Raw genomic sequence first — 12,051 nt, forward strand, 5'->3', positions numbered from 1 at the left:
CATTCACCTGACTGGAGCCCACCATGCCCATGCTACGTTTATGCTTGTTTGCAGCATCGTTGTGCCTGATGGCGATGATCTCCGTCAGCCATGCGGCCGATCCCTCGGGCAGTACACTGCCGCCCTGTGACCAATCATCCGCCACCAGCAAGCCGCCATGCAGCGCTGATAGCAAAAGCGTTACCGTTCCCCCTGCACACCCGCAAGAGCATAAAAGCGTGATTGTGCCGCCGCGCATGCCGCAAGAAGACCAGCCTGATCGCAGCACCAAGCCAGGCACGGACATCCACCAGCCTACCCCATCGACCAAACAATAGGCGCAGCCGACCGTGGATGCCTGGGAGGACACCAAGTTGCCGGATACTGAACACGCCAAGCCAGCGCAGCCCATGCAGCTGCACGACGCCAATACCTGGCACGCAGCGCAAGCTACGCACGCTGCGCTGCTGGTAGATTGCGCCAATTACTATCGCGCGCTGTATCACGCCATTTGCGAAGCCCGCCACAGCATTTTCATTCTGGGCTGGGATATCGACAGCCGCATTGAGCTGTTGCGCGGCGAAGAGGCCGCCAGTGCCAGCTGCCCACCCATGCTGTATGAGCTGCTGACCTGGAAAGCCGGGCAGAATCCGGCGATCCAGATCTACCTCAACCGCTGGAATTATTCGGTGTTTCTGGCCGCCGAGCGCGAGAGCTTTTCCGAATTCAAATGGAAATGGCAGGACGCCGACAATATCCACTTCGTGTTCGATGGCCAGCTGCCACTGGGCGCCAGCCATCATCAGAAAGTGGTGGTGGTGGATGATGAGCTTGCCTTTTGTGGCGGCATGGATGTCGCCATCGCCCGCTGGGACAAGCGCGAACACCATACCGAGGATGATCGGCGGGTAGACCCGGATGGCACTCTCAAACTGGGCGCCAAAAAGGAGTTCGGGCCTTACCATGATATTCAGGCCGTGGTGGCCGGGCCGGTTGTGCAGCCGCTGGCAACGCTGGTACGCGAGCGATGGCATCAAGCCACTGGCAAGCACGCCATTCCCACCCGCATGCCAGACAGCGATGCCTTGCCAGCTGTCTGGCCCAAGTTTGCCAAACCTGCGCTGACCAATATCCGCACCGCCGTGGCATTAACGCAACCCGCCTTCCTGCGCCAGCCCGTGCGTACCCAGATCAAGCAGCTTTACCTGGACATGATTGCCCGCGCCGAGCAGTTCATCTACATGGAAAACCAGTTTTTCACGCAGAAAGACATTGCCCGGGCGCTCAACAAACGGCTGAAGGAACGTCCTGGCCTGCGTGCACTCCTGATCAGCTGCGACCGGCCGCAGGGCATCATGGAACGTAAATCCATGTACACCGGGCGCGTGCATTTCAAGGAACTGCTGGAAGCCGGTGGAGTTGGGGGTCGCGTAGTCATGGCGTATCCAGCCAGCAGCGAGCATGGCGAAGAAAAAGCCATCCGCATCCATTCTAAACTGATGGTGGTGGATGACCACTACCTGCGCGTGGGCTCCAGCAATATCAATCGCCGCTCAATGACGCTGGATACCGAATGCGACCTTATGTTTGAGGCCCATGACGAGGCCACGCAACAGGCGATTGCCGGCATGCGCAATGACCTGATCCGTGAGCACACCGGCCGCGAGTTAGACGATATTCAGCAGCTGATCTCCAGCGGTGCCAGCGTGCAGACATTTCTGGAGGATATTCCGCATAGCCGCCAGCATCTGCGCCGTATCAATGACGAAGCCTATCGCCATGAGCGCTTTTCGCGCATCGCCACCTGGCTGGCCGATCCTGCGCATCCCTTGTTGCCGCGGCTGATCACATCGCGTGGGCAGCGCAAACAGTTCAGGGCGTCCATCCCGCCCAAGCTGGTGATTGCCGTGCTGGCGATCATCGCCTTGGTGCTGGCCTGGAAAGTCACGCCGCTGAGCGAATACGCCACTCCGGAAAAAATCGTCCCCTTGCTGGAGAAAGTAAAAAACACGGCATGGGCATTCCCGGCGGGCATGGCGGCTTATATCGTCGGCACGCTGATTTTCTTTCCGCACATGATCATGACCGCCACCGTGGTGATTGTGTTTCCTCCAATGGAGGCGTTTCTGATTGCCATGCTGGGCTCGCTGGTGAGCTGCATCATCGGTTTTTTTGCTGGCAAGCAGCTGGGGGAAGATTCGCTGCGCGCGCTCACCGGCCGCTATGCGAAAAATATCGCGCATTACGCAGACAAGGGCGGCCTGGTCGGGCTTACCTTGCTGCGGCTGGTGCCGATTGCGCCTTACACCGTGGTCAATCTGGCGTTGGGCATGATGAATGTGCCTTTCTGGCGGCTGATGGCGGCTACGGTACTGGGCATGCTGCCCGGTACCGCCGTCTCCGTGTTATTGGGGCAATCGGCACTCTCATTCTGGAAGCATCCGGACATGCACAACATGCTGCTGCTGGGCGGCGGGCTGCTGGCCTGGATACTGATCATCGTGCTGAGTCATCTGGCCGCCAAACACTGGCAGACTGCAGCAAAATGATTCGCGCCATGGATGTCGTTTGCCAATACGGTTGGCCCTATCTGCCTGCATGCCACGCAAGGCCTGTTTGCCTATGAGTCTCATGCGGTTGCTGTGCTTCAATATTCATGGCGGGCGCAGTCTGGATGGTCAACGCGATCTCCAGCGCATACACCATCTCATGCAGCGTCTGGATATTGATGCAGGGGTGATTCAGGAGATGGAAACGCGCCCCTCACGAGGTGGCCAGCCGGATGATGTTGAACGCCTGGCGGGGCCGGAGCGCCCGTTTCACCTGATCTGCCCCAGCATGCTGGAAGGGCAGGGCTGGTATGGCAACCTCATCGTCAGTCGTTACCCCATCGTGCGCGGGCTTATTCACAACCTGGAAACCCGGCCCAGCCTGGAGCCGCGCATGGCGGCCGATGCCCTGATTGCAGGCCCGCATGGCAATCTGCGTGTGATCGGCACTCATCTCTCGCTCTCGATCTACGAACGACGCAGCGAGGCACGTAACCTGATACGGCTGATACAAGCGGTGGAGGAGGAGACCAAAAACCCCTTGCTGCTAATGGGCGACATCAACGAATGGCAACGCCCCTCTGCCTTGCTGCGCTTTCTTGATGGTCATTTGACGCCGGTGCCCTGCAAGGCGACTTTCCCTTCCCTGTGCCCGGTGTTGCGGCTGGATAGGGTGTGGTACGAGGCGGAAGGTATCAAAATCACCGCGCATCGCATCCATGGCAACGATATCCGAAGGTTGTCAGACCACTTGCCGATCGTGATTGAACTGGAGTGGCCAGAATCTTGGCCGGAAAAGCGAACCTGACTTGGCAGGCAAAAAGTTGCTCTCGAAAAAGGCGCAGATATAGCCTGGAGGCATATCCTGCGCCATCTGACTTTTGATGAGTTTCAGGAGGAGTTTCAGTTAGTGCTCAAGGGGCCGATCGCCACCTTGAACACGTGAGACCTATCAGTTGCCCGTCTGTTTTGCCAGCCATTCCTGGCCGTCAATCTGATTGTCTCCTGATTTGTCCATGGCTTTGAATAACATGTCGTGATAAGCAATAAACTCATCTTTTGAGACTTTGTGGTCATTGTTTTTATCCACCATGGACATCATTTTCATTGATCGCAGTTCACGACTATATCCACCAGTGGCAATGCTGATTTGCTCAGTAGCCTTGGTACCAGCCCATTCAGTAGCGTCCAGATTGCCATCCTTGTTCTTGTCCAGCTCATCAAAAATACTGGAGTAATAGCGATCAAACTCACTTTTGGTGACCATGTGATTGCCATCCGCATCCAGCATTTTCATCATTTCCATCTTATGCATTTCAGTCGCATATCCTCCGGTGCTCAGCATGGGGTCAGCAGCCACGGCAGCAGTGGTGAATAGTGCGCCAAGCAGGGTGGCGGCAATCAGTCCGGCAGAAGTTGTACATGTTTTCATTTTTTAAATCTCCAAAGTATGGGAATTAATAGGGTGTTACATGCGTTAGTCGCCCCCATGACCTTTCCCTTACATAACTTTGGGATGGGATTACCAGTGGCACCTGAAAAGGCGGATTTATCCCACAGACAAATCGGACACTCCCCGATGACCCCTAATAAATAAGCCGCGTACCTTGTCAGTGTGCCCGCCACTATGACCAAGGAGAACACCATGAGTCTCACCCGAATGAAACTGCTATCTGTCTGCACGCTTGTTGGCTTGATGACATTGAGTACCATCCACCAGGCCTGTGCCGCGGATGTATCGATGAGCGACAAAAATTTCTTTGAAAACGCTGCCCAGGCCAACAAAGCTGAAATCGCCGCCAGTGAAATGGCCAAGAGCAAGTCCAAAAACCCTCAGGTATTGAAGTTTGCCGACCAGATGATCAAGGATCACACCGAGGCATATGCCGCGCTGAGCGCACTCGCCAAAACCAAGGGCGTGGAAATCCCCACGGAGCCTAGCCTGATGCAAAAAGCCAAGGCCAAGCTGCTCTCCACCAAGGATGGCAAGGATTTTGACGAGGAATATGCCGAATCCATAGGCGTGGCTGCGCACAAGGATACCGTCGAGCTGTTTGAAAAAACCGCGAAGAATGCCGACGATGCCGACGTAAAACAATTCGCCAATAAAATGCTGCCTGGCTTGAAGCACCACCTGGCAGAGGCGAAGAAGCTCAAAGCCAGCACCGACGATTAATCTCTAGACTCTTCGCCGCATATGGCGGAGTGTTTTCTCCACTCGCTCATGCAGCTTATATGGGCGAGCTTTTTATTGTCTGCCTGCCATGCATCGTGGCAGGCGGCCTTGCAAATTCACCCTACAGCAACTCCCGGTTGGCGCCTACAGGGCCTGGCGGCATACGCCATTAGCATCATGATTTGCGGCTCGGACCTGCACTGCGGCAAGATCCCCATGATGCTCAAAACAAAAGCCCCATATTTGGGGCTTTTGTTGACCTGCAACATGTGGCTAATAGATCCAGCGTAGTGAAAATATCAGACACAAGACAATAAAAAGAAAAATCGGCCCAGCAAACCCCCAGCTCTGTTTCTGGGTACCATTTGAATCACGTGCTTGTCTCTCATTTTTCATAAGAGCCACCTTTCCTTAACGCATTTAAGGACCAGCACTCCCTGCAATATTGAACCCTTCAAAATTCTCAGCTTGTCATGAAGCTATGCAGATTTGGATAGACCCCGACGCTCACGCCTCAGGTCTAATGATCTGCCTGGATAAATTTCGACAATACGCTCTCTGGTTATAAGTTAGCTGCCTTCATCGGAAGCTAGCGTTCAATATAGGCCTGAAATTTCCGTTTCACTATGACAAATCACATTTAAGCAACTTATTTTTAAAGGTTTTTTCAATTAAATATGCTTTTTGAAGGGTAGAGCAGGGCGCACCGGCCAATTAGCACTACGCGAGCCCCTGAAGTTGGCTTTAGAAAGCTAAAATGACGCATTTACGCGCATAGAAAGTTTCGCCATGTTTACAGGTTTAAGCGCCTTCCCGTTAACCCCCATGGACGAAGTATCCATCGATGAAAACGCCTTCAGCCAACTGGTGAGCAGGCTTGCCCAGGCCCAGGTAAATTCCATAGGCGTATTGGGGTCCACCGGCAGCTATGCCTATCTCAACCGCGAAGAGCGCAACCTGGTCACCCGACTGGCAGTGGAGAGCGCCCAAGGCACCCCCGTGGTGGTTGGCATAGGCGCATTGCGCACCAAAGATGTCCTGAAACTCGCCGAAGATGCTCAAAAAGCAGGCGCAAACGGCCTGCTGTTAGCCCCGGTCTCTTACCAAAAACTCACCGAAGACGAAGTATTCGCGCATTATCAGGCCGTCAGTCAACACAGCTCTATCCCGATCTGCGTGTACGACAACCCCACCACCACCCATTTTGAATTCAGCGACGTATTGCATGGCCGCATCGCCGCCTTGCCCAACATCGCCTCCATCAAAATCCCGCCGCTCTCAAACCATCTTGATGAAGCCAAAGAGCGCGTTGCACGCCTGCGCGCACATATCCCCCATCATGTGACGATAGGCATCAGCGGTGACCACTCCGGCGCCACAGGCCTTATCGCAGGCTGCGAAGCCTGGTATTCCGTGCTTGGTGGCTTGTTCCCATTACCTATCCTGGCAATAGTCAAAGCATCGCAGCAGGGCAACATCGATGAAGTCAACCGCCTATCCACCGCCCTGGAGCCCATCTGGGCCTTCTTCCGCCGCTACGGCAGCCTGCGCGTCATTGCCACCATCGCCGAATTAAAAGGGCTGGTGAAAGCCCCCAGCCTGCCATTGCCAATTAAATCGCTGGGTGGGGAAGAGCGGGAACGATTAAACGCCTGCATTGCGGATTTGCTATGAAATAGGGTGGCTGTGCGAATCGAGAGCGCCGAAAGGCGCTTTTTTTTGGCGTCTTCGTGACGAGACGGCAGTCCGGCGCGAAGCGCCGTCTAGATTTATATTACGGACACAATACAACCAGCGTGAGCTTTTCCTATTCGGAATCCCTGCGGCCAAGGACACAATAAAAAGAAAAGGGCGTAGATAGTGCAGGGATTTCATAACCGAGGTGAAGTTCCAGTACCCACATGGGCTGGACAACTCCGTAACTATTATTGGATGATACGAGTGGAAGGTCGTGATAAAGCAAAAAGAAGAAAATACTATCGATTAATTTCGAAAGAAAAATTAAGACTTGCAGAGTTAGGTATTAATCAAAAAGTCATACTTCAAGTATGTAGATATCTTTCTACATTGAAAATTAGAGATGGTTTGTTGATTGTGGATTTACTAGAAAGTACATACGTGCAGTTGTGTTTGGATTTTGAAAAAGGGGATAGGTAAATATGCATTTCGATATGACTCCAGTAATTACAAATATAGAGGCGGCAATTTCCTCTCTTGAAAATGGTATTCCCAAGTTGGCTCCAGAATATGCATATCAGGGGTTTCCAATAACCCCCAATGATCTTTTAGAGTCACTAATCATGCTAAAGCAACTGGCCATTCAAGTAGTGTCTCCTAATAATCCTGTTCTGATAGTTTCTCACTTACCTAATATAAATAATATAGGTAACATGCTCCAAAATTTGGTTATGCAGCTAATTTCATCTCCGAATAGCTCACCAGACAACTTAATCAATCACATTTGGAGTATGTATAGTTCCTTGTATTTTCTTTCGCCAAATCTAGTTAATTCGGACAAAGTTGATGGTCTTATAAAGTTAGTTTCTAAATCGTCTAAAGCCGGAAAAAGTATTACATCCGAGTTGGAAGCATTAAATTCAGCCTTGGTACGAACTGCTGAATCGCAAAAAAATGCATTAAAAGACGTTGACGAAAATAAATTAGCGCTAGCCTCAATTTTAGCCCAAGCACAAAAGGATTCTCTAGAGATTGCGAATGCGAAATCCAACGCATCTGCCAATGTGAGTGATGTTTCATCCAATAAACTATTAATAGAGAAATTACTGGGGGAAATTCAGACTGCGATGTCAAAGAATGATGCTTTATCTATATCTTTAGATTCAATTAAGGATAAAGCAGAGAGTACGCTTGGCACAACAAGTCAATTAGCATTAGCCAATTCCTTTAACAAACGAAAAGAAATTTTAGAGGGTGGCCAGAGGATCTGGATAGGTGCTTTTATATTTGGACTAATATTACTTCTTGGTTTGACCTTGATTTCAGTGCTATACCCAGAATTTTACGGCTTTCCACCACTAGTTAAATCGGGGGTTATAGACATATGGGGCTTAATTTCTAGGTTGTTAATTAGCACCCCACTTATTTGGTTTACTTGGTTTACAGTAAAAATCTACTCCAACAATATCTCTCTTATTGAAGATTATGCCTTCAAAGAAGCCTCGGCATATGCTTTCGTAGGCTACAAAAAGGATATTGATGATGATCCTGAGATGTTAAGATTTTTAAGAGAGTCTGCAATCAAAAACTTTTCTTACCCTCCATCTCGCTTTCTGATTAAAGATCATGTATCACCAGCACACGAGTTGCTCGAGAAGGCCTTAAGTGACAATACTATGTTCGATAAACTGGTTAAAATGATTAAAGCTTTTAAACCATCGAAATAATTCCCCAATCTTTTTCATAGCACTGATCATTTGCTGCATCTGGCAAATGGATATCGTATTTAACATAATATACATTATGCGCAGTTAAATAATAATATGGTTAAACCAAAAGTCATACGGCGCCTGCCTTAATGGTCTCTTCTTACCAAGCCCACCAAGGCGCTGCGCCGGTTATTGCTTTATGCTTGACTGGCGATGCTGTCGAGTGAGTCCAGTTTCATTTCTTTGCGAATACCCATATCCACTAATGCTGCAGGTGCAAATCTTCTCAGCAGGCTCAAGCGCCGCGCTAACTTTCCGGCGGCATATCGAAGCTTGGGATTTTTGGCACTGGCCGCTTTCAACACGACTTCGGCGACTACGCCAGGGTCGTCCCCAGCGGCTACGGAAATTTTGATCAATTTGGCGAGGGCTTTACGTGCTGTCGCGTATTCCGCCAGCTTGGAGTCTAGTTCCTGGGTGTTGGATTCAAATTGCGTGTTGGTATAGGCAGGCTCTATCACCGAGACCCGGATGCCCTGGGTGCGCAGCTCGTGATCGATGGATTCGGAGTAGCCTTCTACCGCGTGCTTGGTGGCGGCATAGGTGGCCATGTAGGGTGCGGGTATCAGGCCCAGGATAGAGCCGATATTGATAATTCTGCCCGCGCCCTGCTTTCTCATATAAGGCAAAACGGCTCGCGTCATGCGGACAAGGCCAAAAAAGTTGGTATCAAATATCCGCTGGGTTTGCTCGATGGAGCTTTCTTCCGCGCCACCAGGGGCAACGCCGAAGCCTGCATTATTCACCAGCAGATCAATCTGGCCTTCGATATCAATCACTTGCTTTAATGCGGCTGCGACTGAGGCCTCGCTGGTCACATCCAGTGCAATCATCTTGTAGGGTCGATTTGTTACCTGATCGGCTTTGCGGCTGGTGCCATATACCTTGTACCCCGAGTTTGCGAGTAATTCTGCTGTCGCTTCACCAATGCCGGATGAAGCGCCTGTTACGATTGCGACTCTTTTTTTCATATCTGTCTCCTATGTCATTCGATTAAATATATATGTCTTAATATGATGATCGTCATATTAAATGGCCAAAAAAAATACATGCTTGCTTTACAACCCTATTACTTGATGGCTTTGTAGTGCGATAACGCTGCCTGCCGAAAATCCTGACTCAGCTCAGGCTCATCAACCGCACGTGCCAACAACAATGTCCCGACCATGGTCGATATGGCGAGTAGTGCTTTCTCATGAGCATCGGGGCCTGTCAGCCGGCTTTCAACCAGGCTGATCATTTCCTTGATGCGGCGCGTAGACGCTTTTCTCACTTCCGGCGCCTGACGTGGCATTTCTGAACCCAGCGCAGCTAAGGCGCAACCCGATTCAATATTGGCCATATGCTCATTGGATAAATAGGCATTCATCAGGGCAAACAGCGCCTGCTCCTGAGGTGCCTCGGCAAATATGCTTTCTGCGATGGCAAGAGTGTCGGCGCCTGCCAGATCCGCCGCCTCTGCCAACATGGCATCGCGAGACGAAAAATGGGCATAAAAACCGCCATGCGTAAGGCCCGCCTCTTTCATGATATCGGCTACGCCAGTGCCATCGTAACCACTGCGGCGAATGGCGCGGGCCGCGGTTTCTACAATGCGTTTATGCGTTGTTTCTTTGCGATTGATGGCGTTACGTGTTGTGGTTACTTTATTCATGATGGTCATCATATATGACGATCATCATAAAATGCAAGAAAATTATGATCTTCAGCATTGAAAACAATGGCCATGTAGCCAAACCTCCCCACTCTCATTACGCAGTCAGGGGCTGCAGAGCATCTCAACGATGTCCTACCCGTCAATGCGGTGTTGGCTTATAACGCATAGCCCGTGCGTGGTTTAGCGTGAACCCTTCAGGTAATTACATACGTTGGAGGTCATCATGCTAGGTTCTATTCTTAGTAAAGCCACGTCTGGTCAACATGATCCCGTGGACATGCACATCAAGACCTGTACTGAGGATTGCTTTCATTGCGCGCGCTGGTGTGAGCTTTGCGTGACGGAATGCATACAGATGAATACGCCGGGGATGTCGCACATGACGGCCTTGTGCCGCGATTGTGCCGAAAGCTGCTTCATGGCGATCAAATTCATGTCGCGCAAGTCGCCCTATTTTTTCATGACTTGCCATGTGTGCGCTGAAATCTGCGATGCCTGTGCTGCGGCATGCGAACAACATGCCATCGAGCATTCGGATAACGAGATCTTCCATAATTGCGCTGCTGCATGCCGCCAATGTGCCGAGCGTTGCCTGGAAGCGGATGCGTTGATCAAAAATGCTGTGGAGCACTGATTTCGTGATTTTCATGGGCAAATTTTCAAGCCTGGTTGAGCCTCGTGTATAGGCCAGCGAAAAAAATGCGTTACAGGCGTTTTATGGCGCTTCTAGTCTTGAGCATGGCCGCAATGCCTTGTTTTGCTGCGGCTTTATCCATGCAGGATGAGATGTTCCTGAAAAATGCCGTCAAAGCCAGCGTGATGGAGATGGAGTTTAATCGCCTGGCGGTCGTGCACAGTAAAACGCCGGCGGTAAAGGAATATGCGCAACGTGTGTTGAAAGACCACGAAAAGTGCGGTGACAAGCTGAAGCGCATGGCCCTGAAGTTGGAACTGGAGTTGCAGGAAGAGCCCAGCCTGGTGGAAAAGCTACGATTGCATCTGATGTCTGCCAAAAATGGCAAACCGTTTGATCTGGCATTCATCGAGGATATTGGCGTGGAAGCGCATCAGGATGAGGTCGAGTTATTCGAAAGGGCGGCTGCCAAGGTGGAAAATCCGGAGCTGAAAGCGTTTGCCGCTCAAAACCTGCCCATGCTGAAGCAGCATCTTGAAGCGGGTAAACGGCTGGAAATATCGCTCAAGGAACCGCCGCACTAATGATTTAAAACATTAACTTTACTAATTATTCAATTGATTATTAATGGTTTATAAAATACAAAAAGGGGCCAAAGCCCCTTTTCTTTTGACGCGCTTATTGAGGTTAAAGCTCAGCCGTTAACCGAGGTGCCACCGTTGGGGTGTATGACTTGCCCGCTGATATACGAGCTGTCATTAGAGGCTAAGAAGACATAGGCCGGGGCCACTTCACTCGGCTGGCCGGGGCGGCCCATCGGGGTGTCATGTCCGAACTTCTCCACCTTTTCTGCGGAGAAGCTGGCGGGAATCAATGGAGTCCAGATCGGACCGGGGGCCACGGCGTTGACGGTAATCCCCTGCTCGCTCAATTGCTGCGCCAGGGAACGCGTAAAGGCCACGATGGCGCCCTTGGTGGCGGAATAATCCAGCAGTACCGGATTACCTTTATAAGCCGTAACAGAGGCTGTGTTGATAATGCGACCGCCTTTTTTCAAGTGTGGCAGCGCTGCCTGCGTGAGGTAAAACATGCCGAACACATTCACCTTGAAGGTTTGCTCCAGCTGCGATGGCGCAATATCCACCAGGCTATTCTGCTCAAACTGCTGCGCGGCATTGTTGACCACGATATCCAGCTGGCCAAATTTGTTCAGTATCTGGTCCACCACGCTGCGAGAAAAGCTGACCTCGCTGATATCGCCCTGGAATACCTCGGCATACACCCCGTAGTCGCTCAGGATATCCAGCGTCTTGTAGGCATCCTCTTCTTCGGCATCGGTGTAGTAGATGATCGCTACATTGGCGCCCTCTGCGGCGAAATGCACCGCCACTGCGCGCCCTATCCCACTATCCCCTCCGGTAATCAGCGCCACCTTGCCTTTCAGCTTGCCGCTGGCTTTGTATGCGGGGTCGATATACTGGGGACGCGGTTCCATGTCTTCTTCACGGCCCGGCTGCTGGTGTTGCTGCTGCGGAGGTTGCTGCATGTCGCGGTGATCGTGCCCGTGAGAGCCCTCTAGTACCTGGTTATCTGTTGGCATGGCGAAATCT

At 51.4% G+C, this 12,051-nt stretch carries 13 protein-coding genes; 8 read left to right on the forward strand and 5 right to left on the reverse strand.

Annotation, left to right across the window (positions count from 1 at the left end; genetic code table 11):
- Positions 1 to 23: 23 nt before the first annotated feature.
- The 3 genes from MPQ_RS06905 to MPQ_RS06915 all read left to right on the forward strand — a co-directional run bounded on the left by MPQ_RS06905 (position 24) and on the right by MPQ_RS06915 (position 3,336).
- Entirely contained in the window at positions 24 to 317 is a 294-nt protein-coding gene (locus MPQ_RS06905) for a hypothetical protein (protein ID WP_013442190.1), read from the forward strand.
- Between the two features lie 12 nt (positions 318 to 329).
- Positions 330 to 2,528 carry a VTT domain-containing protein gene (locus MPQ_RS06910; protein WP_013442191.1) on the forward strand — a complete coding sequence of 733 codons (2,199 nt, stop codon included), beginning with the start codon at positions 330 to 332 and terminating at the stop codon, positions 2,526 to 2,528.
- A 73-nt stretch (positions 2,529 to 2,601) separates the two neighbouring features.
- Complete coding sequence (locus MPQ_RS06915; protein WP_041362140.1) at positions 2,602 to 3,336, forward strand: endonuclease/exonuclease/phosphatase family protein; 735 nt, start codon at positions 2,602 to 2,604, stop codon at positions 3,334 to 3,336.
- 144 nt (positions 3,337 to 3,480) lie between these two features.
- Here the strand turns inward: MPQ_RS06915 and MPQ_RS06920 are convergent, their stop codons facing one another.
- Positions 3,481 to 3,960 (reverse strand): EF-hand domain-containing protein, encoded by a 480-nt coding sequence (locus MPQ_RS06920; protein ID WP_013442193.1) that lies wholly within the window; start codon positions 3,958 to 3,960, stop codon positions 3,481 to 3,483.
- A gap of 213 nt (positions 3,961 to 4,173) precedes the next feature.
- Here MPQ_RS06920 and MPQ_RS06925 point away from each other — a divergent pair, with 213 nt between their 5' ends.
- The 4 genes from MPQ_RS06925 (at position 4,174) to MPQ_RS06940 (ending at position 8,108) form a co-directional block, all read left to right on the forward strand.
- Positions 4,174 to 4,704 (forward strand): DUF4142 domain-containing protein, encoded by a 531-nt coding sequence (locus MPQ_RS06925; RefSeq protein WP_013442194.1) that lies wholly within the window; start codon positions 4,174 to 4,176, stop codon positions 4,702 to 4,704.
- Positions 4,705 to 5,493: 789 nt separating this feature from the next.
- A complete protein-coding gene (locus MPQ_RS06935) occupies positions 5,494 to 6,378 on the forward strand; it encodes a dihydrodipicolinate synthase family protein (protein ID WP_013442196.1) in 885 nt (294 codons plus the stop codon).
- Positions 6,379 to 6,645: 267 nt separating this feature from the next.
- Complete coding sequence (locus tag MPQ_RS13885) at positions 6,646 to 6,861, forward strand: hypothetical protein (protein WP_148225268.1); 216 nt, start codon at positions 6,646 to 6,648, stop codon at positions 6,859 to 6,861.
- Between the two features lie 2 nt (positions 6,862 to 6,863).
- The gene (locus MPQ_RS06940; RefSeq protein ID WP_013442197.1) at positions 6,864 to 8,108 is read left to right on the forward strand and encodes a hypothetical protein; all 1,245 of its coding nucleotides are present in this window, start codon (positions 6,864 to 6,866) and stop codon (positions 8,106 to 8,108) included.
- A gap of 179 nt (positions 8,109 to 8,287) precedes the next feature.
- Here MPQ_RS06940 and MPQ_RS06945 read toward each other — a convergent pair whose 3' ends face one another.
- From MPQ_RS06945 to MPQ_RS13890, 3 genes are all read right to left on the reverse strand, one after another.
- The gene (locus MPQ_RS06945; RefSeq protein ID WP_013442198.1) at positions 8,288 to 9,121 is read right to left on the reverse strand and encodes an oxidoreductase; all 834 of its coding nucleotides are present in this window, start codon (positions 9,119 to 9,121) and stop codon (positions 8,288 to 8,290) included.
- Positions 9,122 to 9,219: 98 nt separating this feature from the next.
- Positions 9,220 to 9,804, reverse strand: a complete 585-nt coding sequence (locus tag MPQ_RS06950; RefSeq protein ID WP_238525285.1) for a TetR/AcrR family transcriptional regulator — start codon at positions 9,802 to 9,804, stop codon at positions 9,220 to 9,222.
- Positions 9,805 to 10,033: 229 nt separating this feature from the next.
- A complete protein-coding gene (locus tag MPQ_RS13890; protein ID WP_148225269.1) occupies positions 10,034 to 10,456 on the reverse strand; it encodes a hypothetical protein in 423 nt (140 codons plus the stop codon).
- 98 nt (positions 10,457 to 10,554) lie between these two features.
- Here MPQ_RS13890 and MPQ_RS06960 point away from each other — a divergent pair, with 98 nt between their 5' ends.
- Positions 10,555 to 11,025, forward strand: a complete 471-nt coding sequence (locus MPQ_RS06960) for a DUF4142 domain-containing protein (RefSeq protein ID WP_013442202.1) — start codon at positions 10,555 to 10,557, stop codon at positions 11,023 to 11,025.
- A 110-nt stretch (positions 11,026 to 11,135) separates the two neighbouring features.
- Here the strand turns inward: MPQ_RS06960 and MPQ_RS06965 are convergent, their stop codons facing one another.
- On the reverse strand, positions 11,136 to 12,041 hold the full coding sequence (locus tag MPQ_RS06965) for an SDR family oxidoreductase (protein ID WP_013442203.1): 906 nt from the start codon (positions 12,039 to 12,041) through the stop codon (positions 11,136 to 11,138).
- Positions 12,042 to 12,051: the final 10 nt, after the last annotated feature.

Origin of the sequence: Methylovorus sp. MP688, from assembly GCF_000183115.1 — a bacterium.
Taxonomy (GTDB): Bacteria; Pseudomonadota; Gammaproteobacteria; order Burkholderiales; family Methylophilaceae; genus Methylovorus; species Methylovorus glucosotrophus.